Annotated in this window: 22 protein-coding genes; 13 read left to right on the forward strand and 9 right to left on the reverse strand. The window is 67.9% G+C overall.

All coding sequences use genetic code 11. From position 1 onward, the window contains the following. Both BM060_RS26155 and BM060_RS26160 read left to right on the forward strand, forming a co-directional pair. The coding region (locus BM060_RS26155; RefSeq protein WP_143096605.1) for a transposase at positions 1-327 on the forward strand (327 nt) is incomplete at its 5' end. Positions 328-628: 301 nt separating this feature from the next. Continuing rightward, complete coding sequence (locus tag BM060_RS26160; RefSeq protein WP_074984560.1) at positions 629-997, forward strand: putative zinc-binding protein; 369 nt, start codon at positions 629-631, stop codon at positions 995-997. A gap of 8 nt (positions 998-1,005) precedes the next feature. Here BM060_RS26160 and ubiT read toward each other — a convergent pair whose 3' ends face one another. The 9 genes from ubiT to BM060_RS26205 all read right to left on the reverse strand — a co-directional run bounded on the left by ubiT (position 1,006) and on the right by BM060_RS26205 (position 8,634). Then, on the reverse strand, positions 1,006-1,482 hold the full coding sequence (gene ubiT / locus BM060_RS26165) for a ubiquinone anaerobic biosynthesis accessory factor UbiT (protein WP_009616099.1): 477 nt from the start codon (positions 1,480-1,482) through the stop codon (positions 1,006-1,008). Then, on the reverse strand, positions 1,476-2,366 hold the full coding sequence (locus tag BM060_RS26170; protein WP_043273099.1) for a U32 family peptidase: 891 nt from the start codon (positions 2,364-2,366) through the stop codon (positions 1,476-1,478). Before BM060_RS26170 ends, ubiT begins: the two co-directional genes overlap by 7 nt. Before the next feature lie 11 nt (positions 2,367-2,377). Beyond that, positions 2,378-3,373, reverse strand: a complete 996-nt coding sequence (gene ubiU / locus BM060_RS26175) for a ubiquinone anaerobic biosynthesis protein UbiU (protein ID WP_074984563.1) — start codon at positions 3,371-3,373, stop codon at positions 2,378-2,380. A gap of 59 nt (positions 3,374-3,432) precedes the next feature. Further along, entirely contained in the window at positions 3,433-4,668 is a 1,236-nt protein-coding gene (locus BM060_RS26180; RefSeq protein WP_074984565.1) for a molybdopterin molybdotransferase MoeA, read from the reverse strand. Further along, a complete protein-coding gene (gene moaB, locus BM060_RS26185; RefSeq protein ID WP_074984567.1) occupies positions 4,665-5,237 on the reverse strand; it encodes a molybdenum cofactor biosynthesis protein B in 573 nt (190 codons plus the stop codon). The genes BM060_RS26180 and moaB overlap by 4 nt, the downstream gene beginning before the upstream one ends. 83 nt (positions 5,238-5,320) lie before the next feature. After that, the gene (gene moaE / locus BM060_RS26190) at positions 5,321-5,773 is read right to left on the reverse strand and encodes a molybdopterin synthase catalytic subunit MoaE (protein WP_074984569.1); all 453 of its coding nucleotides are present in this window, start codon (positions 5,771-5,773) and stop codon (positions 5,321-5,323) included. 4 nt (positions 5,774-5,777) lie between these two features. Then, positions 5,778-6,026, reverse strand: a complete 249-nt coding sequence (locus tag BM060_RS26195; RefSeq protein WP_009616093.1) for a MoaD/ThiS family protein — start codon at positions 6,024-6,026, stop codon at positions 5,778-5,780. Continuing rightward, on the reverse strand, positions 6,023-6,499 hold the full coding sequence (gene moaC / locus BM060_RS26200; RefSeq protein WP_009616092.1) for a cyclic pyranopterin monophosphate synthase MoaC: 477 nt from the start codon (positions 6,497-6,499) through the stop codon (positions 6,023-6,025). The genes BM060_RS26195 and moaC overlap by 4 nt, the downstream gene beginning before the upstream one ends. Positions 6,500-7,242: 743 nt before the next feature. After that, the gene (locus BM060_RS26205) at positions 7,243-8,634 is read right to left on the reverse strand and encodes a PhoH family protein (protein ID WP_009616091.1); all 1,392 of its coding nucleotides are present in this window, start codon (positions 8,632-8,634) and stop codon (positions 7,243-7,245) included. 407 nt (positions 8,635-9,041) lie between these two features. On the opposite strand from BM060_RS26205, the gene yaaA reads away from it, so the two are divergent. From yaaA to BM060_RS26260, 11 genes are all read left to right on the forward strand, one after another. Continuing rightward, a complete protein-coding gene (yaaA, locus tag BM060_RS26210; RefSeq protein ID WP_043312659.1) occupies positions 9,042-9,821 on the forward strand; it encodes a peroxide stress protein YaaA in 780 nt (259 codons plus the stop codon). A gap of 822 nt (positions 9,822-10,643) precedes the next feature. Beyond that, positions 10,644-11,954 carry a GDP-mannose 6-dehydrogenase gene (gene algD, locus BM060_RS26215; RefSeq protein WP_074984571.1) on the forward strand — a complete coding sequence of 437 codons (1,311 nt, stop codon included), beginning with the start codon at positions 10,644-10,646 and terminating at the stop codon, positions 11,952-11,954. 144 nt (positions 11,955-12,098) lie between these two features. Next, entirely contained in the window at positions 12,099-13,580 is a 1,482-nt protein-coding gene (alg8, locus tag BM060_RS26220) for a mannuronan synthase (RefSeq protein WP_074984575.1), read from the forward strand. Positions 13,581-13,638: 58 nt separating this feature from the next. Next, the gene (locus tag BM060_RS26225) at positions 13,639-14,808 is read left to right on the forward strand and encodes an alginate biosynthesis protein Alg44 (protein WP_074984577.1); all 1,170 of its coding nucleotides are present in this window, start codon (positions 13,639-13,641) and stop codon (positions 14,806-14,808) included. A 10-nt stretch (positions 14,809-14,818) separates the two neighbouring features. Then, positions 14,819-16,216, forward strand: coding sequence for an alginate biosynthesis TPR repeat lipoprotein AlgK (algK, locus tag BM060_RS26230; RefSeq protein ID WP_074984579.1), 1,398 nt, complete (start codon positions 14,819-14,821; stop codon positions 16,214-16,216). An 83-nt stretch (positions 16,217-16,299) separates the two neighbouring features. Next, positions 16,300-17,733 (forward strand): alginate export family protein, encoded by a 1,434-nt coding sequence (locus tag BM060_RS26235; protein ID WP_074984677.1) that lies wholly within the window; start codon positions 16,300-16,302, stop codon positions 17,731-17,733. A gap of 185 nt (positions 17,734-17,918) precedes the next feature. Continuing rightward, positions 17,919-19,529: a mannuronan 5-epimerase AlgG gene (gene algG, locus BM060_RS26240; RefSeq protein ID WP_074984581.1), complete on the forward strand. Its 1,611-nt coding sequence runs from the start codon at positions 17,919-17,921 to the stop codon at positions 19,527-19,529. A gap of 11 nt (positions 19,530-19,540) precedes the next feature. Beyond that, positions 19,541-20,977 (forward strand): alginate O-acetyltransferase, encoded by a 1,437-nt coding sequence (locus tag BM060_RS26245; RefSeq protein WP_074984583.1) that lies wholly within the window; start codon positions 19,541-19,543, stop codon positions 20,975-20,977. A gap of 58 nt (positions 20,978-21,035) precedes the next feature. Beyond that, the gene (locus tag BM060_RS26250; protein WP_135500005.1) at positions 21,036-22,109 is read left to right on the forward strand and encodes a mannuronate-specific alginate lyase; all 1,074 of its coding nucleotides are present in this window, start codon (positions 21,036-21,038) and stop codon (positions 22,107-22,109) included. A gap of 377 nt (positions 22,110-22,486) precedes the next feature. Continuing rightward, complete coding sequence (locus tag BM060_RS26255; protein WP_074984588.1) at positions 22,487-24,049, forward strand: MBOAT family O-acyltransferase; 1,563 nt, start codon at positions 22,487-22,489, stop codon at positions 24,047-24,049. A 13-nt stretch (positions 24,050-24,062) separates the two neighbouring features. Beyond that, positions 24,063-25,253 carry an alginate O-acetyltransferase gene (locus tag BM060_RS26260; protein WP_083426847.1) on the forward strand — a complete coding sequence of 397 codons (1,191 nt, stop codon included), beginning with the start codon at positions 24,063-24,065 and terminating at the stop codon, positions 25,251-25,253. Positions 25,254-25,306: the final 53 nt, after the last annotated feature.

Consider the following 25,306-nt stretch of genomic DNA (forward strand, 5'->3'; position numbering starts at 1 on the left):
GGATCAATCAGCCGCTTCGAGAGTGCCCGGGCGGTCGTGGCTTTTGCAGGACTCAATCCGAGGCTCAGGGAATCCGGCCAACACAAGGGCCAGGTGAGGATCTCAAAGATCGGCTCACGCCTCTTACGTGCAGGCCTGTTCATGCCAGCCATCTGTGCCATGAGCCATAACCAGGCGGTACGGGCATTGCGTTTACGGCTCGAAGAGAAAGGCAAAGCGGGTAAACAGATCATCTGTGCGGCCATGCGCAAACTGCTGCAGATTGCCTACGGCGTCCTCAAGTCGGGCCAGCCCTACAACGTGGAACTGGCCCTTGCTCGAGGCTAGGTGACACGGTATCTACAATTGGCGGATAACCGCGAGCGGTTATTCGCCCTACGCTCCCGGGAGGCTCTTCGTAGGAGCGAGCTTGCTCGCGAATGAGCCCCGCAGCGGAGTCTGTTCGCGAGCAAGCTCGCTCCTACGAGAAGCCATGCCCACCCGGTAACCGGACATACCGGCGCGATCCGGGGCCCCATGTAAAACCCTCATACCTCCACAGGAGTAGCCGTCAGCACGAATTGACGCAGGTCATGTCGCCGCGCCTGGCCGCCGCCGGACACTGCGCACTCACTGCGCGGAGGTCGCCATGCACCCGAAGTCCCAGTTGCCCCTCGTGTATTCCTGTTCCGGCTGTTCCAACCTGGCCCAGTTGGCCAACGACCTGGCCCTGCGCCTGGACCGCGACGGCCTGGCGGAGATGTCCTGCATCGCCGGCGTCGGCGGCGACGTGCCGCCGCTGGTGAAGAAGGCCTGCTCCGGACGGCCGATCCTCGCCCTGGACGGCTGCCACCTGCACTGCGTGCGCGGCTGCCTGGCGCGCCATGGGGTGATCCCGGCGCACGCGCTCACCCTCACCGAGTACGGGCTGCGCAAACGCTACGGCGAAAGCAGTTCGCTCGACGATTTCGAGATGCTCTACGAGGAACTGCAGTTCCTCCTGCTCAGCAGCGCCTGAGCGCCGCCTCAGGCCTGCTGCGCCTGCACGCCGCGGGCGGCGCGCTGCAAACCGTTCCACAGCCACGGCGGCAGGCTGTCGGGGTCGAGGCTGTCGATCAGGTTCTTCAGCGCCAGCCCCAGTTCGGTGTCGCCCTCGATCACCAGGCGGCGGCGGAAGAACAGGGTGTCGGGGTCCTCCTGGCGCCCGGCCAGCAGCAGGAAGTCGCGCCAGCCGCCGCGGATGGTCACGCTGGGCACCGGGCCCTCGGCCAGTTGCAGGCCGTTGCGGCCGCGGGTGAGGTTCCAGCCCAGGCCCAGGTCGCTCACCTCCAGGCGCAGCCAGTGGCCCTCCAGCAGGTCGAAGTCCCCAGCCGCCAGGGGCGCGGCGAACAGGCGGTTGGCGGCGCGTTGCAGCACCGCCCGCTGCAGCGGCGCGGGCACCCGCGCAGCCAGCGGCAGCAGGCGTTCGGCGGCGCGCAGGGCGCCGGTTTCGAGATTCAGCACAGGTTCACCTCATCGCTGCGCAGCATGCCGGGGCGGCCATGCCAGTAACCGTTGCAGCCTTCCACCGCCAGCGGCGGCGCGGCGCCGCGGCGCACCCGGTCGAAGGCCTGGACCACCTCCACCATGCCCTGCGCCCGCGGGCTCAGGCGCAGCAGGTCGGCGCCGCAGTCGCGCAACGAGGCGTAGTCGGCCAGCAGGTTGCCCGGCTCGCCGGACATCGTCTGGATGCCGTTGAGGGTGAACAGCGGCGCGCCTTCCTGGCTGAGCATCGACATCCCCTCCGGGTAGTTCTGGCAGCAGAACTGGCAGTCGTCCTTGGGCCGGTTCTCCGCGCGGGCGGTGAAGCAGCGCGCGGAGTACGCCAGGGGCAGGTGGCCGTAGGCGAACACCTCGGTTTCCAGGTCTTCCAGGCCCAGCTCCCGGGCCTGCTCCAGCACCGCCAGCACCTGCTCGCCGGAACATTCCACCGGCGGCACCCAGCGGCGCAGGCCGCAGCCGTGCAGCTCGGCCAGGGCGTGGCCGTTGTACAGGTTCAGCGCCGGGCCGCCGACGAATTCGACGCCCAGGCCGTGCAGTATCTGCACCGCGCCCATGTCGTTGGCCTCCACCCGCAGCTCGCCGTTGCCGCACAGCCGGCGCAGCGCCGACAGCTCGGAGGCCGCCTCGATCAGCGCCAGCCCCGAGAGGAGGATCTCCGCCCCGCTCTGCTGCGCCAGCTCGCGGCCCAGGCCCAGCCAGTCGTCCAGCGACAGGGCGCGGCGCTTGGAGCACACGGTCTCGCCGAGGTAGATGGCGTCCAGCGGCTGTTCGGCCATCTGCGCGTAGAAGTCCAGGAGTGTCCGGCGGTCCCAGTAGAACAGCACCGGCCCCAGGCTGAGTTTCATCAGGCTTTACCTCACTGCCAGGAACGATGGTAGGCGCCCAGGGTGGTCTGGTGGCCTTCGGAAAGTTTCTCCAGCGCGGCCTGCCACTGCGCCTGCGGCTGGTAGCGCTCCGGCGCGCGGCGCCAGCTGTCCAGCGCCTGGCGCCAGACGCGGGTGACCTGCTCGACGTAGGCCGGGCTGCGCTGGCGGCCCTCGATCTTCACCGCCGCCACGCCGATCTGCGCCAGCTGCGGGATGAGGTCGATGGTGTTGAGGCTGGTGGGTTCCTCCAGGGCGTGGAAGCGCTGGCCGTTGACCACGAAGCGGCCCTTGCAGAGGGTCGGGTAGCCGGCCGGCTCACCCGGCGCGTAGCGGTCGATCAGCACTTCGTTCAGGCGCGAGGTCAGCCCCTCGGGCTCCTCGCTCCAGCGCACCGCCTTGGCCGGCGAGCAGACGCCGCAAAGGTTCGGCGACTCGCCGGTGACGTAGGAGGACAGGTGGCAGCGCCCCTCGGCCATGATGCACAGGCTGCCGAAGGCGAAGACTTCCACCGGCACCGGGCTGTTCGCCGCCACCTGGCGCACCTGGGCCAGCGACAGCACCCGCGGCAGCACCGCGCGGCGGATGCCGTAGCGCTCGTGGTAGAAGGCCAGCGCCGCGACGTTGGTCGCCGAGCCCTGCACCGACAGATGCAACGCCAGCTTCGGATGGCGCCGCGCGGCATAGCCGAGCACCGCGCAGTCGGCGGCGATCAGCGCATCCACGCCCAGTTCGGCGGCGTGGTCCACCGCCCGTTGCCAACGCGGCCAGCCGGCGGCGCCGGGGTAGGTGTTGACCGCCAGGTAGAGCTGCCGGCCGGCCGCTCGGATCAGCCCCAGGCCCTCCTGTAGCTGGCGGTCGTCGAGGTTCAGCCCGGCGAAGTGACGAGCGTTGGTGTCGTCGCGGAATCCCACGTAGATGGCATCGGCGCCTTCGCGCAGCGCCGACTTGAGGGCGGGCAGGCTACCCGCCGGACATACCAGTTGCATGCTTCCCCCTTGCATGAAACGGCCGCCGCGCCTCGGCGAGGCCGGCGGCCAGGCTGACGTCAGCTGTACAGTTCGCTGAACGGCAGGTAGGTCACGGGCTCGCCGGCGACGAGGGTGCGCCCCGCCTCCACCACCGCCAGGCCGTCGGCCCAGCTGGCGGCCAGCAGCATCGCCGAGCCCTGCTGCGGGTGGATTTCCACCCGGCTGGCGCCGCCGGCGTCGGTCGCCAGGCGCGCCCGCAGGTACTGGCGGCGCTTGTTCGGCTGCGGCCAGGCGAAGGCCGCCGGCAGGTTCAGCGGCGCCACCGCGGTCTCCGCCAGCCCCTGGGCGCGGCGCAGGAAGGGCCGCGCCGCCACCAGGGCGGTGACCAGCGCCGCCGCCGGGTTGCCCGGCAGGCCCAGCCAGGGCTTGCCGGCCACGCTGCCGAAGGCCAGCGGCTTGCCCGGCTGCATCGCCAGGCGCCACAGGTGCAGTTCGCCGAGGGCGCCGACCGCCTGCTTGAGGTGGTCGCGCTCGCCCACCGAGACGCCGCCGCTGCTGATCAGCAGGTCGCATTCGGCGGCGGCCAGCTCCAGGGCGTCGCGGCTGGCCGCCAGGGTGTCGACCAGCACTTCGTATTCCTGTACGTCCAGGCCCCATTGGCGCAGCAGGGCGCCGAGGCTGAAGCGGTTGGCGTTGTAGATCTGCCCCGGCGCCAGCGCCTGGCCGGGCTCGCGCAACTCGTCGCCGCTGCTCAGCAGGCACACGCGCAGGCGCCGGTACACCGGCACCCGGGCCTGGCCCACAGCGGCCAGCAGGCCCAGTTCCTGGGGCCGCAAACGGTACCCGGCGCGCAACAGCGGCGCGCCCTGGCGCAATTCCTCGCCGCGGCGGCGCACATGGCTACCCGCCGTTACCGGCGGCAGCCACACGCGGTCGCCCTCGGCCCGGCAATCTTCCTGGGCCACTACGCTGTCGGCCCCCGGCGGCAAGGGCGCGCCGGTGAAAATGCGCACGGCGCAGCCCGCCGGCAACGCCTGGTCGCCCGCCTCGCCGGCAGCGATGCAGCCGGCCAGCGCCAGGCTGCCGCCGGCCGCCGGCACGTCGGCCGCGCGCAGGGCATAGCCGTCCATCGCGCTGTTGTCCCAGTGCGGCAGGTCACAGGGGGCTTCCAGGTCGCTGGCCAGCACCCGGCCGAGGGCATCGGCCAGGGCCACGGACTCCACCGCCGGCGGCGCCGGGGCGCGCGCCAGCAGCTCGGCCAGGGCCTCGTCCACCGGCTTCAGGCCGTGGCCGTCACAGCCGCAGCCGCTCATGACCGGCTGCCGCAGGCACAGGCGCCGCCACCGCAGCCACCCTCGGGCTTGGGCGGGGTCTTCAGGTGCGGCACGAAGCTGCATGGCCGGGTGCGGCTGTCCAGCTGCGCGGCGAGGATTTCCCGCCAGGCGGTGCGGCAGGCGCCGGGCGAGCCGGGCAGGCAGCAGACCAAGGTGCCGTTGGTGACGCCGGCCAGGGCCCGCGACTGGATGCTGGAGGTGCCGATCTCGGCCAGGGAGACCTGGCGGAAGAGTTCGCCGAAGCCCTCGACGCGCCGCTCCAGCAGCGGCTCGACGGCCTGCGGGGTGTTGTCGCGGGCGGTGAAGCCGGTGCCGCCGGTGATCAGCCCGACCTGGATGCGCGGGTCGGCGATCCAGGCGCAGACCACCGCGCGGATCTGGTGGATGTCGTCCACCACCAGGCGCCGCTCGGCCAGCACGTGGCCGGCCTCGTGCAGGGCGTCGGCCAGGCTCTGGCCGGAGTCGTCGGTTTGCAGGGTGCGGGTGTCGCTGACGGTCAGCACGGCGATCTGCAGGCTCTGGAAGTCCTGCGTGGCCAGGTGGCTCATGGCTGCCTCCGGGGAAGGATGAGACTGCGGCCAGCCTGCGCCTCGGCGGCTGGCCTGCCCATTCCTCGGAAGAGGTAGCGCGACTATTTGTCCCAGCGTTGCGCCGCGGCCTGGTCGCTGCAGCGGCCTTCCACCCAGCGCGGGCCTTCGGCGGTGTCTTCCTTCTTCCAGAAGGGCGCGCGGGTCTTGAGGTAGTCCATGACGAAGTTGCAGGCGTCGAACGCCGCCTGGCGGTGGGCGCTGGCGGTGCCGACGAAGACGATGGGCTCGCCCGGCTCCAGGCGGCCGATGCGGTGGAGGATCTCCAGGCGCAGCAGCGGCCAGCGCTCCCGGGCTTCGTCGGCGATCTTCTCCAGGGCCCTCTCGGTCATGCCCGGGTAGTGTTCGAGGAACATGCCGCCGACCTCGCGGCCGTCGTTGAAGTCACGCACGTAGCCGACGAAGCCGACCACCGCGCCGATGCCGACGTTGGCGGCATGCAGCGCGTTGACCTCGGCGCCGGGGTCGAAGGGGTTTTCCTGGACGCGCACGGCCATGGCCTCAGCCTCCGGTGACGGTGGGGAAGAAGGCCACCTCGTCGCCATCGGCGAGGGGCTCGTCGAGGGCGCACAACTCCTGGTTGCGCGCGCACATCAGGTTCTGCTCGGCCAGCACCTGCCAGGCGCCGCCGCGTTGCAGCAGGTGTTCGCGCAGGCCGTCGACGCTGGCGAAGGCCTCGCTCCAGCCCAGCTGCTCGCCGTCCAGGCCGAGGGCCTCGCGGTAACGGGCGAAGTATTGCACGCGGATCATCGGCCCTCCTCCGCACGGTAGTGGCCGCTCTTGCCGCCGAGCTTCTCCAGCAGGCGCACGCCCTCGATGGTCATGCCCTTGTCCACGGCCTTGCACATGTCATAGATGGTCAGCGCGGCGACGCTGGCGGCGGTCAGCGCTTCCATCTCCACGCCGGTCTGCCCGGCCAGCTTGCAGCGCGCCTCGATGCGCACGGCGTCCTCACCATCGGCCTGCAGCTCGACCTTGACGCTGGTGAGCAGCAGCGGGTGGCACAGCGGGATGAGTTCATGGGTGCGCTTGGCCGCCTGGATGCCGGCGATGCGCGCCACGGCGAAGACGTCGCCCTTGGGGTGGCCGCCGTCCTGGATCAGGCGCAGGGTCTCCGGGCGCATGCGCACCCGCGCTTCGGCCACGGCTTCACGGGAAGTCACCGCCTTGTCGGTGACGTCGACCATGTTGGCGCGGCCCTGGGAATCGAGATGGGTGAGCAAGGAAGGTCTCCGGGTAGAACGAGCGATGGCAACCAGTGTACGCCCTGGACGGGCCGTGGGGGGCCTGGCGGGCGGTGAAAAAGGAGGGAGGATTGTATACAAGAAGAGGTAGGGTGGGTTCGCGAGCAAGCTCGCTCCTACGAAGAGCGGGGGGATGGTGCTTTTTTGCTTGCGAATGGGAGTTGCCAGCTGTCCGTTACCCTCACCCCAGCCCTCTCCCAGAGGGAGAGGGGGCCGTTCGGCGTGGACGGAAAGTTCGGCCTCAACCTGTAGGAGCGAGCTTGCTCGCGAACAGGACCCGCCGGCTGACCGCATGGCCCCCCGTTCTGCCCAACGGTCCCCTCTCCCGCTTGCGGGGGAGGGTTAGGGTGGGGGTGCGGAGTTCAGGCTGGGCGCTGGAGTGGCAGCGGAGTCCGTAACCCTCACCCCAGCCCTCTCCCAGAGGGAGAGGGGGCCGTTCGGCGTGGACGGAAAGTTCGGCCTCGACCTGTAGGAGCGAGCTTGCTCGCGAACAGGACCCGCCGGCTGACCGCATGGCTCCTCGTTCTGCCCAACGGTCCCCTCTCCCGCTTGCGGGGGAGGGTTAGGGTGGGGGTGCGGAGTCCAGGCCAAACGCTGGAGTATCGGCGAGGTCCGTAACCCTCTCCCCAACCCTCTCCCTGAAGGGAGAGGGGGCTTTCCGTGCAAGGGGGAAGGCATCGAGTACACCGGCCAGCCCAGCAGGAGCCCGGCCGGTTCCGCGTTTACAGATGCGCCTCGGCGAACTCCGCCAGCACCGAGCGCGGTACCCCTTGCAGGGTCACGTGCACGCCGTGGGGGAAGTCCTTGAAGCGTTCGGTCAGGTAGGTCAGGCCGGAGCTGGTGGCCGACAGGTAGGGGGTGTCGATCTGCGCCAGGTTGCCCAGGCAGATCACCTTCGAGCCATTGCCCGCGCGGGTGATGATGGTCTTCATCTGGTGCGGGGTGAGGTTCTGGCACTCGTCGATGAGGATCAGGCTCTGCTGGAAGCTGCGGCCGCGGATGTAGTTCAGCGATTTGAACTGCAGCGGCACCTTGCTGAGGATGTAGTCGACGCTGCCGTGGGTGCATTCGTCGTCCGAATGCAGGGCTTCCAGGTTGTCGGTGATGGCCCCCAGCCAGGGCTCCATCTTCTCGGCCTCGGTGCCGGGCAGGAAGCCGATGTCCTCGTCCAGGCCCTGCACGCTGCGGGTGGCGATGATGCGCCGGTAGCGCTTGGTGACCATGGTCTGCTCGATGGCCGCCGCCAGGGCCAGGATGGTCTTGCCCGAGCCGGCGGCGCCGGACAGGTTGACCAAGTGGATGTCCGGGTCGAGCAGCGCGTACAGCGCCAGCGACTGGTACAGGTCGCGCGGGCGCAGGCCCCAGGCTTCCTGGTGCAGCAGCGGCTCCTGGTGCAGGTCGAGGATCAGCAGTTCGTCCTGCTGGATGCCCTTGATCCAGCCGACGAAGCCCTGCTCGTCGACGATGAACTCGTTGATGTGCACCGCCGGCAGGTTGTCGGTGAGCTGCACGCGGTGCCAGGTGCGGCCGTGGTCCTGGCGCGTCTCCACCTTGCTGACGCGGTCCCAGAACGAGCCGTTCAGCGAGTGGTAGCCGCGCGGCAGCAGGGCCACGTCGTCGATCAGCTGGTCGGTGTGGTAGTCCTCCGCCGCCACCCCGCAGGCGCGCGCCTTCAGGCGCATGTTGATGTCCTTGGTGACCAGCACCACCCGGCGGCTGCTGTTGCGGCTCTGCAGCTCGACCAACTGGTTGATGATCTTGTTGTCGTTGAGGTGCTCCGGCAGCCAGGTGATCGGCTCGGCGCGCTTGCTCATGAGGATCGACAGGCTGCCGCAGGGGCCGCTCTTGCCACGCTGGATGGGAACGCCGTCCTCCACCTGCTCCGGGCTCGCCTCACCCAGCACCTGGTCGATCAGGCGGATGGCCTGGCGGCATTCGGCGGCGACGGAGTGTTTACCGGTCTTGAGCTTGTCGAGTTCCTCCAGCACCGTCATCGGGATGGCGACGTGGTGTTCCTGGAAGTTGAGCAGGGCGTTGGGATCGTGGATCAGAACGTTGGTGTCGAGGACGTAGAAGATCGGCTGGGTGGTGCTGGAACGTCCGTGGTCATCCATACGCGTGTCACCTCATTCTGGGGGCGTTACGACGGAATGCCGTGACAGCGCTCCGCCGTGCGGTGAGACGCCGGCTCTCGATGCCGGGGCTCGAGAGGGGTGCAAGCAAGGGACGGGCCGGGGCCGCCACCTGTCTGCAGGGTTCGGCGGTCTACGGCTCCAGAAATACAGGAAAAATTGTGACGGTAGAAAGTCTTTTTCCTTATCAGGCGAATTTTTTTCGCCGGCTGACGAAATACCTTGGCGCGGCTGCGTTACGGCGCTAATTTTATTAATCCGATCATCGGCTTATCCGCGCCCGACGGTCTCCCCACGTCTCGCCTCATTGGCCCCGCCTATCGTCCCCATGGGTGGAGCCGGCCTCGGCAACTCCCTACAATCGCCCGACGCTTCGAGGAGACCGCACGATGCTGATGGTGATTTCCCCCGCCAAGACCCTGGACTACGAAACCCCGCCGGTCACCGACCGCCACACCCTGCCGCTGCACCTGGACGATGCCCAGGAGCTGATCGGCGTGCTGCGCGAGATGACCCCGGCGCAGATCGGCAGCCTGATGAGCCTGTCGGACAAGCTCGCCGGCCTGAACGCCGCGCGCTACGCCAGCTGGCACCCCGACTTCAGCCCGGCCAACGCCAAGCAGGCGCTACTGGCCTTCAAGGGCGACGTCTACACCGGCCTGGCCGCCGAGGACTTCGACGCCGCCGACTTCGACTTCGCCCAGCGCCACCTGCGCATGCTCTCCGGCCTTTATGGCGTGCTGCGGCCGCTGGACCTGATGCAGCCCTACCGCCTGGAGATGGGCACCAGGCTGGCCAACGCCCGCGGCGCCAACCTCTATGAGTTCTGGGGCGAGCGCATCAGCGCCTGGCTGAATCAAGACCTCGCCGAGCAGGGCGACGCCGTGCTGCTCAACCTGGCCTCCAACGAATACTTCGGCGCGGTGAAGCGCAAGGCGCTGGACGCCCGCATCATCGACACCGAGTTCAAGGACCTGAAGAACGGCCAGTACAAGATCATCAGCTTCTACGCCAAGAAGGCCCGCGGCCTGATGGCGCGCTACGTGATCAAGGAGCGCCTGACCGACCCCGAGGGCCTGAAGGACTTCGACTACGCCGGCTACCGCTTCGCCGCCGAAGAGTCCTCCGCCGACCGCCTGGTGTTCCTGCGCGACCACCCCGACGCCTGACCTGCCCCGAAAAGCGGCGGCCGCCCGGCCGCCGCCCGCCCCGCTTCCCGCCTTCTTACCCACACGCCGAAAACGGGTACTGCTACCGTTCGTCGGCAACCGCGCTGGCTTTGCAAAAATTTTTCTCGCCCCCGCGCGCCATCACCACGGCAGAAAAGCGCCTTTTTTGCCATCGCGCATGTAATCCATTGGCCATTAAAAGCATCCCGCCATTACATGCAATTCACGATTGCAAGTTGCACGAAATACCTTGAAACACCCTTTCCGACATCCTGAACGGCAGCTGAACGAAGTGTAAAACAGCTGAATCAGCGCGGAACTTTTTCCAATCCTTGCATTTTGCAAGTCCGCCAAAAACGACAATCGTGTTTCAGCTTGATATCAAAAGCGCCTTATTTGATGGCGATTGGATATTTAATTCCGATTACCCCTCAGGATGGGTGGCAGGAACTATCGAGCGGCCTCGAACATCCTACTTCCGCAACGCCCATCATGGGTTTGTTGCCCATAACCAGGTTTTTCGAAAACGCATCGAGCGCTGCTCGAGTGACTCGTTCAACCTGAATAATTTCAATGAGTTATGAAATTAATGCAGAACTCCAAAGCAAACTTTAGCGCATCAGAAGAGTGCAATTAGTTCTAACTTTGCAATCACCCTGAAACATTAAAGTGCATGCCGCGGAATTCTGCCCGAATTGAGTGCAGAAAATTCGAGTCACTCACGGACTGCCTGAAGCGGCGCGCCTGACAGGGGCGCCGCAGCAAAAGGGAATTGGCCAGAAGGCCAACTTTTAACAGCTCGACAAAGCAGAGGTGAATACGATGCGTATCAGCATCTTTGGTCTTGGCTACGTCGGCGCAGTATGCGCCGGTTGCCTGTCCGCCCGTGGTCACGAAGTGATCGGCGTGGACGTTTCCACCACCAAGATCGACCTGATCAACCGCGGCAAGTCGCCCATCGTCGAACCGGGGCTGGAGCCCCTGCTGGAACAGGGCATCCGCACCTCGCGGCTGTCGGGCACCACCGACTTCAAGCAGGCGGTGCTGGACAGCGACGTCTCCTTCATCTGCGTCGGCACCCCGAGCAAGAAGAACGGCGACCTGGACCTGGGCTACATCGAGAGCGTCTGCCGCGAGATCGGCTACGCCATCCGCGAGAAGGCCGGCCGCCACACCGTGGTGGTGCGCAGCACCGTGCTGCCGGGCACCGTGAAGAACGTGGTGATCCCGATCATCGAGGACTGCTCGGGCAAGAAGGCCGGGGCCGACTTCGGCGTGGGCACCAACCCCGAGTTCCTGCGCGAGAGCACCGCGATCAAGGACTACGACTTCCCGCCGATGACCGTCATCGGCGAGCTGGACGCGCAGACCGGCGACCTGCTGGAGGAAATCTACCGCGAGCTGGACGCGCCGATCATCCGCAAGTCCATCGAAGTCGCGGAGATGATCAAGTACACCTGCAACGTCTGGCACGCCGCCAAGGTCACCTTCGCCAACGAGATCGGCAACATCGCCAAGGCTGTCGGCGTCGATGGCCGCGAGGTGATGGACGTGGTCTGCCAGGACCGCAAGCTGAACCTGTCGCGCTACTACATGAAGCCCGGCTTCGCCTTCGGCGGCTCCTGCCTGCCCAAGGACGTGCGCGCCCTCACCTACCGCGCCGGCCAGCTGGACGTCGAGCACCCGATGATCGGCTCGATCATGCGCAGCAACGCCTACCAGGTGCAGAAGGCCTTCGAGATCATCACCGCCCACGGCAGCCGCAAGGTCGGCCTGCTCGGCCTGTCGTTCAAGTCCGGCACCGACGACCTGCGCGAGAGCCCGCTGGTGGAGCTGGCCGAGATGCTCATCGGCAAGGGCTACGAGCTGCAGATCTTCGACCGCAACGTCGAGTACGCCCGCGTCCACGGCGCGAACAAGGAGTACATCGAGTCGAAGATCCCCCACGTCTCCTCGCTGCTGGTCTCCGACCTCGACCAGGTGGTGAAGACCTCCGACGTGCTGGTGCTGGGCAACGGCGACGAGCTGTTCGTCGACGTGGTGAACCAGGCGCCGCAGGGCAAGAAGGTGGTCGACCTGATCGGCTTCATGTCCCACGGCTCCGACGAGCGCGCCGAAGGCATCTGCTGGTAAGCGCCGCCGGCTCTTCGTAGGAGCGAGCTTGCTCGCGAACGCTCTTCCCGGCGGTACCGGTGCCGGGGCGGTTCGCGAGCAAGCTCGCTCCTACGGGAGCCCACCTGTTCCCACGAAGCCAAGACGCGACTGACGGACCTGACCATGGACGCATACAAACGAGCCCTCGGCGAAGCCACCGGCTGGCTGGCCTTCCTCTGCCTGCTGATGGGCCTGGCGCTGATCGTGCCTCCCACGGTGTTCGACCCCAATGCCCGCGACTTCCTGCTGATCATCGGCGCGGTGGGCATCTGGCGCTATTCCATGGGCGGTCTGCACTTCCTGCGCGGCATGCTCTTCCTGCACGTCGTCTACCCGCACTACAAGCGGCGCCTGCGCAAGCTCGGCAAGGCGGCGGACCCGTCCCACGTCTACCTGATGGTCACCAGCTTCCGCATCGACGCCATGACCACCTCCATGGTCTACCGCTCGGTGATCCAGGAGGCCATCGCCTGCGGCTACCCGACCACCGTGGTCTGCTCCATCGTCGAGATGTCCGACCAGGTGCTGATCAAGCAGCAGTGGCAGAAGCTCAACCCGCCCACCCACGTGAAGCTGGACTTCGTGCGCATCCCCGGCACCGGCAAGCGCGACGGCCTGGCCCACGGCTTCCGCGCCATCTCCCGGCACATGCCCGACGAAGGCTCGGTGGTGGCGGTGATCGACGGCGACACCGTGCTCGAACCCGGCGTGGTCCAGGCCACGGTGCGCTGGTTCAAGCTGTTCCCCCAGGTCGGCGGCCTGACCACCAACGAATTCTGCGAGGTGCAGGGCGGCTACGTGATGAGCCAGTGGCACAAGCTGCGCTTCGCCCAGCGCCACATCAACATGTGCTCCATGGCCCTGTCCAAGCGCGTGCTGACCATGACCGGGCGCATGTCGGTGTTCCGCGCCGCCGTGGTCACCGACCCCGACTTCATCGCCGACGTCGAGGCCGACCACCTGGACCACTGGCGCCTGGGGCGCTTCCAGTTCCTCACCGGCGACGACAAGTCCAGCTGGTACAGCCTGATGCGCCTGGGCTACGACACCTTCTACGTGCCGGATGCGGCCATCAACACCGTCGAGCACCCGCCGGAGAAGAGCTTCATCAAGGCCAGCCGCAAGCTGATGTTCCGCTGGTACGGCAACAACCTGCGGCAGAACTCCCGCGCCCTGGGCCTGGGCCCGCGGCGCCTGGGCTGGTTCACCACGGTGGTGCTGTTCGACCAGCGCCTGTCCATGTGGACCTGCCTGCTGGGCCTGGTGGCGGCGATCATCGCCAGCATCAAGTACAGCATCACCTTCCTGCTGGTGTACCTGCTGTGGATCGGCATCACCCGCCTGATCCTCACCCTGCTGCTGTCGCTGTCCGGCCACCCGATCGGCCCGGCCTACCCGCTGATCCTCTATTACAACCAGATCGTCGGCGCCCTGGTGAAGATCTACGTGTTCTTCCGCCTCGACCAGCAGTCCTGGACGCGCCAGAGCACCAAGCTCGACCGGGGCCTGAACAGCTACCAGCGCTGGTTCAACACCTGGTCCTCGCGCGCCATGACCTTCTCTGCCGCCAGTGTGTTCGTCGCCGTACTCCTGACGATCGTATGACCCCTTGAGCAACCGGCCCGCGGCCAATCCGATCCGTTTCGAACATAGGACCGACTTCATGAATACCGCCGTCAACGTCAACGTCGTGCACGAATCCGAAGCCCAGCGCCAGCACGCGCGGGTCAAGCTGCCCGCGCGCATCCGCTACATCGGCGCCCACCGCGAGGGCGTCGACGCAAGGCTCTTGGACCTTTCCGCCGGCGGCTTCGCCTTCACCGCCAGCGGCGCGCCTATCCAGGTCGGCGACCTGCACAAGGGCAAGCTGCTGTTCCAGATCGACAGCATCAGCTTCGCCCTGGAAGTAGAGTTCCAGGTGCGCTCCTTCGACCCGGACAGCCGCCGCACCGGCTGCGAGTTCCAGCACCTGAAGCCGCGCGAGGTCGCCGCCCTGCGCTACCTGATCACCGCGTACCTGGCCGGCGAGGTGGTCAGCGTCGGCGACATGCTCAACACCCTACAGCGCGAGAACTTCACCAAGGCCCGCAAGCACGGCGGCGCCGGCGGCGGCATGGGCTTCTTCGGGCGCATCCGCGCGGTGACCCTGAGCACCGCCATCTTCGTGGTCGGCGTCGGCGCCTTCGCCTTCATCCTCAACCAGCTGTACAACCTGTACTTCGTCACCCATGCCGACTCCGGCGTGGTCAACATCCCCGCCCAGCAGATCACCATGCCCCGCGAGGGCACCGTCGACAGCCTGGTGCAGATGGACGCCGAAGTGGCCAAGGGCGCGCCCATCGCCACCTTCTCCACCAGCCTGCTGGACCTGCTCAAGGGCAACCTGTCCGACGAGCAGCTCAACCCCGGCAACATCGAGAAGCTCTTCGGCCACCAGCTCAAGGGCACCCTCACCAGCCCCTGCGACTGCCGGGTGATCGAGCAGCGCGTCGCCAACGGCCAGTACGCCAACAAGGGCGACGTGATCTTCACCCTGGCCCCGCGCGAGGCCAGCGCCACCGTCGAGGCGCGCTTCGCCTACCGCAACGCCACCGAACTCTCGCCGGGCACCCTGGTGCACTTCCAGGTCGCCGGCGACAGCGAAGTGCGCAGCGGCCGCATCCTGCGCACCGCGCCGGTGGACGGCGACCTGTCGTCGGAGATCCGCGCGCAGATCCAGCCCGAGCAGCCGCTGGACAGCCAGCTCGCCGGGCGCCCGGCGGAAGTCAGCATCGGCGGCCTGCCCGGCCGCACCCTGCTGAACAAGGCCATGGCCATGGCCACCGCGCGCTGAGGACCCAAGCATGAACGCCATCGCCCACCATCCGCTGCGCGGCGCCGCCCTGGCCCTGGCCATCGGCCTGGCCGCCGGCTGCGCCGGCCTGCCGGACCAGCGCCTGGCCGACGAGGCCATGGCCCGCGGCGACATCGCCACCGCCCAGGCCAACTACCAGGCCCTGGCCACCCTCGGCTACACCGACGCGCAGATCGGCCTGGCCGACATGCAGGCCGCCAGCGGCGACAGCGCGGCCCAGGCCAAGGCAGAGAAGCTCTACCGCGACGCCGCCGAGACCTCGCCGCGGGCCCGCGCGCGCCTGGGCAAGTGGCTGGCAGCCAAGCCCGGCGCCACCGACGCCGAGCACCGCGAGGCCGAGCAACTGCTCAACCGCGCCTTCAACGAAGGCGAGGACAGCGCCCTGGTGCCGCTGATCGTGCTCTACCTGCAGTACCCGCAGGCCTGGCCGGGGGTCAACCCGCAGCAGCGCATCGACCAGTGGCGCGCCCAGGGCCTGCCCCAGGCGGACCTGGCGCAGATCATCCTGTACCGCACCCAGGGCACCTACAACCAGCACCTGGGCGAGATCGAGCAGGTCTGCCAGCGCTGGCTGACGCGCATGGACGTGTGCTGGATGGAGCTGGCCACCGTGTACCAGGTGCAGGGCGACGCGGACAAGCAGAAGGCCCACCTCGACCGCCTGCGCGCCGCGTACAAGGCCGGCCGGGTGCCGCCGGAGCGGGTGGAATCGGTGGCCCAGGTGCTGGCCGACGCCGACCTCGGCAAGCCCGACCCGCAGACCGCCCAGGCCCTGCTCGGCGAACTGGCGCCGACCTACCCCGCGGCCTGGGTCGACCTGGCCAAGCTGCAGTACGACTACCCCGAGCTGGGCGACGTCGAGCAGATGCTCGACTACCTGAAGAAAGCCCAGGACGCCGCCCAGCCGCGCGCCGAGCTGCTGCTCGGGCGCCTGTACTACGACGGCAAGTGGATGCCCCAGGACCCGCAGAAGGCCGAGCAGCACCTGCTCAAGGCCGCCGCCAGCGAACCCCAGGCGCACTACTACCTGGGGCAGATCTACCGCCGCGGCTTCCTCGGCAAGGTCTACCCGCAGAAGGCCGCCGACCACCTGCTGATCGCCGCCCGCGCGGGCCAGGCCAGCGCCGACATGGCCCTGGCCCAGCTCTGGTCGCAAGGCCGCGGCGTACAGCCCAACCGCGTCAACGCCTACGTCTTCGGCACCCTGGCGCAGCGCCAGCAGATACCCCAGGCCGGCGACCTGATGAGCGAACTGCAACCGCAGCTGCAGCCGGCCGAACTGAGCCAGGCGCAGCAGCTGCTCAAGCGCGAGGAACAGGCCCGCGGCGCCAACTGGCAGGCCACCGTCAGCCTCATGCAGAACGAACAGGAACAAGAAAGCCTATGAAGCGCCCCGACCCGACCTCCGCCCCGCTGTTCCAACCGATCCGCCTGGCCCGCGCCATCCGCCGCGCCCGGCTGTTCCCGGCGATGCTCGGCGCCGGCATGAGCCTGGCCGGCACCCTGTTCGCCGCCGGCGCCTGGGCCGACGACACGCCGCCCAAGAACTACGGCATCGACATCAAGATCACCGCCGAGTCCGAGGACGATCGCGACCTGGGCACCGCCCACGGCGGCGACCTCAACGGCATCGGCATCGACCTGCGGCCCTGGGCCTTCGGCCAGTGGGGCCAGTGGAGCGCCTACGTGATGGGCCAGGCGGTGGCCGCCACCGACACCATCCAGACCGACACCCTGCAGTCCGACGAAGTCGACGCCAGCGGCCGCGACAGCAGCGACCACAAGCGCGAGCCCGACGACGCCTACCTCGCCCTGCGCGAGTTCTGGGTGGACTACGCCGGCCTCACCCAGTACCCCGGCGAGCACCTGCGCTTCGGCCGCCAGCGCCTGCGCGACGACAGCGGCATGTGGCAGGACACCAATATCGAGGCGCTGAACTGGACCTTCGACACCACCCTGCTGCGCGCCCACCTGGGCGCCGCCCAGCGCTTCTCCGAGTACCGCACCGACATCACCGACCTGGCGCCGGAAGACGAGGACCGCACCCACGTCTTCGGCGACATCTCCACGCAATGGGCGCCACACCACTGGGTGGGCCTGCGCCTGCACCACAGCGATGACAGCGGCAACCTGCCGGATGCGGGCGAGACCATCGACTCGCTGGACAAGCGCTCCACCGGCGACCTCACCTGGGTCGGCATCGAGGCCAACGGCGACGGCTACAACTACCGCTCGCAGATGCCGCTGAACTACTGGGCCAGCGCCACCTGGCTGAGCGGCAACCGCGACCGCCTGACCAGCGCCGCGGTGGACGGCGAGCGCGTGGCCACCGGCAAGCAGAGCGGCGACGTCAACGCCTATGGCATCGACCTGGGCCTGCGCTGGAACATCGACGAGCAGTGGCGCGCCGGCGTCGGCTACGCCCGCGGCAGCGGCGGCGGCCACGACGGCGAGGACCAGTACGAACAGACCGGCCTGCAGAGCAACCGCTCCAACTTCACCGGCACCCGCGCCCGCGTGCACCGCTTCGGCGAGGCCTTCCGCGGCGAACTCTCCAACCTGCAGGACGCCACCGTGTTCGGCGCCTGGCAACTGCGCGACGACTACGACGCGAGCCTCGTGTACCACAAGTTCTGGCGCGTGGACGGCGACTCGGACATCGGCAACAGCGGCATCACCGCGCCCCTGGAGAACAACTCCAAGGACATCGGCCAGGAAGTCGACCTGGTGGTCACCAAGTACTTCAAGCAGGGCCTGCTGCCCGCCTCGATGAGCCAGTACATCGACGAGCCCTCGGCCCTGGTGCGCTTCCGCGGCGGCGTCTTCAAGCCCGGCGACGCCTACGGCAGCCACGTCGACTCGACGATGCACCACGCCTTCGTCGATTTCATCTGGCGCTTCTGAGGATCAGGGCGATGCGAGCTGGCAGTCACTGGTTCCCCGCGTTCGCGGGGATGACGGAAAAACCCTCCCGCGTGCGAACGGGCACGGGGAGCGCGGGGGCTCGAATCCCCCGTCCGGCAACCGTCACTCCCGCGCACGCGGGGGCCCAGCGGCTCGCGGCTCCACGCCCACAGGGAGAACCCACCATGAACCGCCATCCGCTACCCCTGGCCGCCCTGCTGCTCGGCGGCCTGCTGGTCGCCACGGGCCCCGCCTGGGCCTCGACCCCGGCGGCCAACGCCAAGGACGCCGAGGCCAGCGAGCAACCCTCGCCGGCCAACCAGCCCGGCCACGTCCAGGGCCTCAAGGAAACCGGCAACTACACGGTCACCGCGCTGCCCGAGGGCCCGCTGCACCTGGACCCGCCGAAGCTGCCCGACCTCTCCGGCTACACCGCCGAGGCGGTGGCGAAGAAGATCGTGCGCAAGCCCGGCGGCAAGGCCGTGGTGCAGCGCATGGTGCAACAGCAGCCGCTGAAGGAGTTCACCGGCGGGCAGAACCGCCTGGCCGAGTGGGTCAAGCGCCAGCGGCAGATGCCCCAGGCGATCTTCATCGAGGGCGGCTACGTCAACCTCGCGCAGCTGGCCGGCAAGCTCGGCAAGGCGCTGGAGCAGGTCGAGCCCGGCGTGTACGTCGCCCGCCTGCCCATCGTGGTCAGCCAGGGCGCGACCCTGGAGGTCGACGGCAAGGTCAAGGAACTGCGCCTGTCCCAGGACCGCGGCGCCTTCCTGGTCAACGACGGCAAGCTGTTCATCCGCGACACCAAGGTCACCGCCTGGAACGAGGCGAAAGGCGAGCCGGCCTGGTTCAAGAGCCCCAACGAGTTCCGCCCCTTCCTGATCTCCTGGGGCGGCGCCGAGGCCTACCTGGTCGACAGCACCTTCCAAAGCTTCGGCTACAACGCCTCCAAGGCCTACGGCATCTCCATCTCGCAGTACAGCCCGGGCATGGACAAGACCATGAAGCGCCCGCGGCCCAAGGGCTGGGTGATCGGCTCGACCTTCGTCGACAACTGGTACGGCTTCTACTGCTACGAGGCCGACGACCTGGTGGTGCGCGGCAACACCTACCGCGACAACGTCATCTACGGCATCGACCCGCACGACCGCTCGCACCGCCTGATCATCGCCGAGAACACCGTGCACGGGACGAAGAAGAAGCACGGCATCATCGTCTCGCGCGAGGTCAACGACAGCTGGATCTTCCACAACAAGACCTACGACAACCACCTCTCCGGGATCGTCCTGGACCGTAATTCCGAGCGCAACCTGGTGGCCTACAACGAGGTGTACCGCAACCACTCCGACGGCATCACGCTGTACGAGAGCGGCGACAACCTGATCTACGGCAACCAGGTGCTGGGCAACCGGCGCCACGGCATCCGCATCCGCAACAGCGTGAACATCCGCCTGTACGAGAACCTCGCCGCCGGCAACAAGCTGATCGGCGTGTACGGGCACATCAAGGACCTGTCCAACACCGACCGCAACATCGACCTCGACCCCTTCGACACCAAGGTGTCGCTCATCGTGGTCGGCGGCAAGCTGGTGGGCAACGGTTCCGGGCCGCTGTCGGTGGACTCGCCGCTGTCGCTGGAACTCTACAAGGTGGCCATGCTCGGCCCGACCAAATCCTCGGGCATCAGCTTCAACGGCGTGCTCGGCGAGAAGCAGGACCAGATCCTCGACCTGCTCGTACGCCAGCAGCGCGCCGTGCTGATCGACCCCGTGGAAAGCCAGGCCGAACTGCAGAATTGAGGACCCGTACCATGACCATCCGCCCCCATCGTCTGCTGCGCCTGTCGACTCTGGCCGCCGGCCTGCTGCTGGCCCACGGTATTCTTGCTGCGGGCGCCGCCGACGCCGCCGGCGCGCCGACCTACAGCGCCCTGCCCGCCGCCGGCCTGTGCCCGGCCGCGGCCGACGACAAGGCCTACAACACCAAGTACCTGGGCTTCTTCACCCACCTGGTGCCGGCCCAGGAAGACTGGCTGTTCCGCACCACCTACGACCTGCGCACCGACTTCGGCACCACGCCCGAGGGCTGGCGCGAACTCAAGGCGCTGAACGAGGCGTTGCAGCGCCGCGGCGTCGAGCTGATGGTGGTCTACCAACCCACCCGCGGCCTCATCAACCGCGAGAAGCTCACCCCCGAGGAGAAGGCCGCGTTCAACTACGAACTGGCGAAGAAGAACTACCTGGCGACCATCGCCAAGTTCCGCGAGGCCGGCATCCACACCCCGGACTTCTCGCCGCTGTTCGACGAGAAGGAAGCCCACCCCTACTACTTCAAGGGCGACCACCACTGGACGCCCTACGGCGCCATGCGCAGCGCGAAGATCGCCGCCGAAACCCTGAAAGAGATGCCCGCCTACGCGGACATCCCGAAGAAGGAATTCGAAAGCAAGCGCGTGGGCCTGCTGTCCAAGCTCGGCACCTTCCACAAGGCCGCCGCACAACTGTGCGGCAGCAGCTACGCGCCGCAGTACGTCGACCGCTTCGAGACCGAGCCGGTGGGCGACAGCGGCGGCGGCGACCTGTTCGGCGACGGCGGCGACCCGCAGGTGGCGGTGGTCGGCACCTCCAACAGCGGCCCGGCGTACAACTTCGTCGGCTTCCTGGAGCAGTACGGCAAGGTCGACATCCTCAACAACGCCGTCTCCGGCGGCGGCTTCGACAGCTCGCTGCTGGCCTATCTGACCAGCAAGGAATTCCACGACAAGCCGCCGAAGATCCTGGTCTGGGAATTCGCCACCCACTACGACATGGCGCAGAAGAGCTTCTACCGCCAGGCCATGCCCCTGGTGGCCAACGGCTGCGCGGACCAGAAGGCCGTGCTCAGCCGCAAGGTCAAGCTGCACGCCGGGCGCAACGAGGTGCTGCTCAACAGCGGCGCGCTGCCGATCCGCAGCGGCAGCTACACCGCCGACGTCACCTACAGCGACCCGGGCATCCACGAGCTGAAGAACACCGTCTGGTACATGAACGGCCGCCGCGAGCAGCTGAAGATCGAGCAGTCCAAGGCCGTCGACACCGGCGGGCGCTACGTCTTCGAACTGCGCAACGACGAGGACTGGCCGGACCAGCAGTTCCTCTCCCTGGAGATCGAGGCGCCGGACGACATGCCGGCCGGCCTCGAGGTCGAGGCGAAGCTGTGCCAGACCCCGCAGATCAAGGCCACCGCCAGTACCGTGGCCGGGAGGTAACCCCATGTCCATCCAGCGACTTTCCCGCAACAAGGGCCTGCGCCTGCTGTGGCCGGCCATGGCCCTGAGCAGCCTCGGCGCCCTCTACGGGCAGAGCAGCCAGGCCGCCGACCTGGTGCCGCCGCCGGGCTACTTCGCCGCGGTCGGCGAGCGCAAGGGCGACGCCGACAGCTGCCCGGCGGTGCCCGCGCCCTACACCGGCTCGCTGCAGTTCACCAGCAAGTACGAGGGTTCGGACTCGGCGCGCGCCACCCTCAACGTCGCCGCCGAGGGCAAGTTCCGCGAGCAGATCAAGGACATCACCGAGATGGAGCGCGGCACCACCAAGCTGATCACCCAGTACATGCGCAGCGGCCACAAGGGCGACCTGGACTGCGCGCTGAACTGGCTGACCACCTGGGCCCGGGCCGACGCCCTGGAAAGCGCCGACTTCAACCACACCGGCAAGTCCATGCGCAAATGGGCCCTGGGCAGCCTGTCCTCGTCCTACCTGCGCCTGAAGTTCTCCAGCAGCCGTCCGCTGGCGGCCTACCCGCAGCAGGCGGCGCAGATCGAACAGTGGTTCGGCAAGCTCGGCACCCAGGTGGTCAGCGACTGGAGCAACCTGCCGCTGAAGAAGATCAACAACCACAGCTACTGGGCGGCCTGGTCGGTGATGTCCACCGCCGTGGTGACCAACCGCCGCGACCTGTTCGACTGGTCGGTGCGCGAATTCAAGGTGGCGGCCAGCCAGGTCGACGCCCAGGGCTACCTGCCCAACGAACTCAAGCGCCGCCAGCGCGCCCTGTCCTACCACAACTACAGCCTGCCGCCGCTGGCGATGATCGCCGCCTTCGCCCAGGTCAACGGCGTGGACCTGCGCCAGGAAAACAACGGCGCCCTGCAGCGCCTGGCCGAAAGGGTGATGCAGGGGGTGGACGACCAGCAGGACTTCGACCGCCGGACCGGCAACGACCAGGACATGACCGACCTGAAGGAAAACAGCAAGTTCGCCTGGCTGGAGCCCTACTGCGCGCTCTACAGCTGCGCGCCGAAGACCCAGGACTGGCGCAGGAAGATGGAGCCGTTCAACAGCTTCCGCCTCGGCGGGGATGTGACGAAGGTGTTCAACCGGGGGAATGGCGGGAGCTGATGCGCTCAATGGGAGTGGGGTGCAGACCGGCAAGCCCGCCCCCTCTCCCCAGCCCTCTCCCTGAAGGGAGAGGGAGCAGTACGTGCCGGCTGACACAACGGTTTCCACCTGCACCGAACAGTCCCCTCTCCCTTCAGGGAGAGGGTTAGGGAGAGGGAAAGAACCTCCCCGCAACACCGAAACACCCGGCTGAACCCCGCAACGAATACGGACCCAGCCACCCCCGACCCAAGCGCAAAAGACGCCGGGCGGGCGCACCACCTTAGCGACACAACGGGGAGGAACTGGCGGGTGACACCGGCCTTTTCCTTGCGCGCCACGCGGCGCCGGAAGGGCTGGAGCCACCCAGGGTACGAAGCTCCAGAGCGAGACGGGCAATGGTCTTTTCTTCCAACGTGTTCCTGTTCCTGTTCCTGCCGATCTTCCTCGGCCTGTACTACCTGAGCGGGAACCGCTACCGCAACCTGCTGTTGCTGGTGGCCAGCTACGTCTTCTACGCCTGGTGGCGGGTGGACTTCCTCGCCCTGTTCGCCGGCGTGACCCTGTTCAACTACTGGATCGGCCTGCGCATCGGCGCCGCCGGCGTGCGCACCCTGGCGGCCAGGCGCTGGCTGATCCTCGGCGTGGTGGTCGACCTGGCCGTGCTGGGCTACTTCAAGTACGCCAACTTCGGCGTCGACAGCCTCAACCAGATCATCACCTCGTTCGGCATGCAGCCCTTCGTGCTGACGCACATCCTGCTGCCCATCGGCATCAGCTTCTACACCTTCGAGTCGATCAGCTACATCATCGACGTCTACCGCGGCGACACCCCGGCCACGCGCAACCTCATCGACTTCGCGGCCTTCGTGGCGATCTTCCCGCACCTGATCGCCGGCCCCGTGCTGCGCTTCCGCGACCTGGTGGACCAGTTCAACCACCGCACCCACACCCTGGACAAGTTCGCCGAAGGCTGCACCCGCTTCATGCAGGGCTTCGTCAAGAAGGTGTTCATCGCCGACACCCTGGCGGCCCTGGCCGACCACTGCTTCGCCCTGCAGGACCCGACCACCGGCGACGCCTGGCTCGGCGCCCTGGCCTACACCGCGCAGCTGTACTTCGACTTCTCCGGCTACAGCGACATGGCCATCGGCCTGGGCCTGATGATGGGCTTCCGCTTCATGGAGAACTTCAACCAGCCCTACATCAGCCAGTCCATCACCGAGTTCTGGCGACGCTGGCACATCAGCCTGTCCACCTGGCTGCGCGACTACCTGTACATCAGCCTGGGCGGCAACCGCGGCAGCACCTTCCAGACCTACCGCAACCTGATCCTGACCATGTTGCTGGGCGGCCTGTGGCACGGCGCCAACGTCACCTACATCATCTGGGGCGCCTGGCACGGCGTGTGGCTTGCCATCGAGCGCGCCCTGGGCGTGAACGCCGCGCCGCGGGTGCTCAACCCGCTGAAGTGGGCCTTCACCTTCCTGCTGGTGATCGTCGGCTGGGTGATCTTCCGCGCCGAGAACCTGCACGTGGCCTGGCGCATGTACGCAGCCATGTTCAGCTTCGGCGACTGGAGCCTGTCCGAGCAGAGCCGCGCCAGCCTCACCGGCCTGCAGGTGGGCACCCTGGTGGTGGCCTACGTGGTGCTGGCCGTCTTCGGCCTGCGCCAGTTCTACAACCAGCCGCTGCAGAGCAAGGCGCCCAAGGCCGCGGCCAGGACCGACGACGTCGCCGCCGACGGCCCGGCCAGCGCCCAGCCGCGCAGCCCACAGGATGCCGAGAGCGACCCGGCGGCCATCGCCTACTCGCGCAGCGGCGCGGCGGTGTACCGCCCGCACTGGCTCACCCAACTGCCCGTGCTGGCCACCCGCGTGGCCCTGCTGGCGCTGTTCGCCGCCTCGGTGCTGAAGCTCTCGGCGCAGAGCTACTCGCCCTTCCTCTACTTCCAGTTCTGAGCGAGGCCGGACCATGCAACCGACTCCTTACGTTTCCAAAATCAGCAAACCCCTGCAATACGCCTACGTCGCCGCCTTCGGCGGGATACTGCTGGGCCTGGCCGGCTGGTCGCTGAAGGCCTTCCCCAGCTTCGCCGCCGCCGAGGGCACCACGGTGCTCAACGGCAAGCTGGCCCACGCCTTCGAAGGCCACTACGACGACCAGTTCCCCATCAAGCGCCTGGGCACCAACCTCTGGGCCGCGCTGGACTACGCCCTGTTCGACGAAGGCCGCCCGGGCGTGGTGATCGGCAAGGACGGCTGGCTGTACACCGACGAGGAATTCAAGCCGGCGCCCAGCCAGACCCAGCTGGACGACAACTGGGCCCTGGTGCGCGGCGTGCAGCAGGAGCTGGAACGCCGCGGCGTGAAGCTGGTGCTGGCGATCATCCCGGCCAAGGCGCGCATCTACCCCGAGTACATCGGCAAGGAACAGCCGGCCCAGCTGCACGTCGGCCTGTACGACGAATTCCTGCAGCGCGCGCGCCAGGCCGGCATGGCCGCGCCCAAGCTGCTGGACACCCTGGAGCAGGCCAAGGACAACGGCCAGGTGTTCCTGCGCACCGACACCCACTGGACGCCGCTGGGCGCCGAGGCCGTGGCCCAGCGCCTGGCCCAGAGCATCCGCGAGGGGCAGAACCTCGACCTGCCGCAGCAGACCTTCATCACCGACGCCAGCAAGGCCACGCCGCACAAGGGCGACCTGCTGACCTTCCTGCCCCTGGACCCGCTGTTCAGCGAACTGCTGCCGGCGCCGGACCAGCTGCAGGCGCGCCAGACCCACCCGGCCGAAGACAACGCGGCGGCCGGCGGCGACCTGTTCGGCGACAACGCCGAGCCGCAGGTGGCCCTGGTGGGCACCAGCTACAGCGCCAACCCGCACTGGAACTTCGCCGGCGCGCTCAAGCAGGCGCTGTCCACCGACCTGATCAACTACGCCAAGGAAGGCAAGGGCCCCCTCGAACCCATGCTCGAACTGCTCAAGGACCCGGGCTTCCAGCAGAAGCCGCCGCGCCTGCTGGTGTGGGAATTCCCCGAACGCTACCTGCCGATGCACAGCGACCTCAGCCAGTTCGATGCGAACTGGCTGGCCCAGCTGCGCGCGGCCGGCAACCGTGACGAACGCCTGGCGGCCAACCCGCCGGGCCTGACCGCGGCGCACTGAGCGCCACGCCAAGGGCGCCAGCGCGCCCCATGAAAAAGTGAAGACGGAGGTAC

The organism is Pseudomonas citronellolis (assembly GCF_900112375.1).
Classification (GTDB): Bacteria; Pseudomonadota; Gammaproteobacteria; order Pseudomonadales; family Pseudomonadaceae; genus Pseudomonas; species Pseudomonas citronellolis.

Bases quoted from the DNA above. Each gene is read 5' to 3' on its own strand.
- BM060_RS26235 (WP_074984677.1), top strand. From the start codon at position 16,300: ATGCTCGGCGCCGGCATGAGCCTGGCCGGCACCCTGTTCGCCGCCGGC.
- ubiU (WP_074984563.1), bottom strand. From the start codon at position 3,373: ATGCAACTGGTATGTCCGGCGGGTAGCCTGCCCGCCCTCAAGTCGGCG.
- algD (WP_074984571.1), top strand. From the start codon at position 10,644: ATGCGTATCAGCATCTTTGGTCTTGGCTACGTCGGCGCAGTATGCGCC.
- alg8 (WP_074984575.1), top strand. From the start codon at position 12,099: ATGGACGCATACAAACGAGCCCTCGGCGAAGCCACCGGCTGGCTGGCC.
- moaE (WP_074984569.1), bottom strand. From the start codon at position 5,773: ATGGCCGTGCGCGTCCAGGAAAACCCCTTCGACCCCGGCGCCGAGGTC.
- BM060_RS26245 (WP_074984583.1), top strand. From the start codon at position 19,541: ATGACCATCCGCCCCCATCGTCTGCTGCGCCTGTCGACTCTGGCCGCC.
- moaB (WP_074984567.1), bottom strand. From the start codon at position 5,237: ATGAGCCACCTGGCCACGCAGGACTTCCAGAGCCTGCAGATCGCCGTG.
- BM060_RS26160 (WP_074984560.1), top strand. From the start codon at position 629: ATGCACCCGAAGTCCCAGTTGCCCCTCGTGTATTCCTGTTCCGGCTGT.
- BM060_RS26225 (WP_074984577.1), top strand. From the start codon at position 13,639: ATGAATACCGCCGTCAACGTCAACGTCGTGCACGAATCCGAAGCCCAG.
- BM060_RS26205 (WP_009616091.1), bottom strand. From the start codon at position 8,634: ATGGATGACCACGGACGTTCCAGCACCACCCAGCCGATCTTCTACGTC.
- BM060_RS26250 (WP_135500005.1), top strand. From the start codon at position 21,036: ATGGCCCTGAGCAGCCTCGGCGCCCTCTACGGGCAGAGCAGCCAGGCC.
- BM060_RS26260 (WP_083426847.1), top strand. From the start codon at position 24,063: ATGCAACCGACTCCTTACGTTTCCAAAATCAGCAAACCCCTGCAATAC.
- algG (WP_074984581.1), top strand. From the start codon at position 17,919: ATGAACCGCCATCCGCTACCCCTGGCCGCCCTGCTGCTCGGCGGCCTG.
- BM060_RS26255 (WP_074984588.1), top strand. From the start codon at position 22,487: ATGGTCTTTTCTTCCAACGTGTTCCTGTTCCTGTTCCTGCCGATCTTC.
- BM060_RS26170 (WP_043273099.1), bottom strand. From the start codon at position 2,366: ATGAAACTCAGCCTGGGGCCGGTGCTGTTCTACTGGGACCGCCGGACA.
- algK (WP_074984579.1), top strand. From the start codon at position 14,819: ATGAACGCCATCGCCCACCATCCGCTGCGCGGCGCCGCCCTGGCCCTG.
- yaaA (WP_043312659.1), top strand. From the start codon at position 9,042: ATGCTGATGGTGATTTCCCCCGCCAAGACCCTGGACTACGAAACCCCG.
- BM060_RS26180 (WP_074984565.1), bottom strand. From the start codon at position 4,668: ATGAGCGGCTGCGGCTGTGACGGCCACGGCCTGAAGCCGGTGGACGAG.
- BM060_RS26195 (WP_009616093.1), bottom strand. From the start codon at position 6,026: ATGATCCGCGTGCAATACTTCGCCCGTTACCGCGAGGCCCTCGGCCTG.